This is a genomic window from Desulfosporosinus metallidurans (assembly GCF_001936615.1).
GTDB lineage: Bacteria > Bacillota > Desulfitobacteriia > Desulfitobacteriales > Desulfitobacteriaceae > Desulfosporosinus > Desulfosporosinus metallidurans.
Genome location: NZ_MLBF01000217.1, coordinates 1 through 366 on the forward strand (window position 1 = coordinate 1; position 366 = coordinate 366).

General features: G+C 45.6%; 1 pseudogene. It reads right to left on the bottom strand.

Going from position 1 to position 366, the window contains the following annotated elements:
- Positions 1-366: pseudogene (locus DSOL_RS26450) on the bottom strand (heterodisulfide reductase subunit A); the annotation flags it as partial.

Genomic DNA, 366 nt, shown 5'->3' on the forward strand with positions numbered 1-366 from the left:
CGAAGCCATACAACACACACCAGAGCAGTAGGTTAGATTGTTAACATCACGGGAACCTGCACATTGGACAAAGGCAACACTTTCAACCTTTTTTGCCGTCAGACGGGCGAACTATTTTACCTCCAGTAGGGCCATTGGGAGCAGCCAATCTTTCCATCATTACATTCGTAACAACATTCTGATGCCGTCCAAATCCGTAATAGTCGATTTTTTGCAGCATCATAAGCCTCCCACCCCGTTGCCCATACGATGGAGCCAACATTCAAGTTGAAGCTTTTAGCCGCCATATCTAGTTCTATTGCATCGTATTGGCAAGACTGAGACACATTTTCCACATTCTGCACCCAGACAAACTTCATTGTCCAC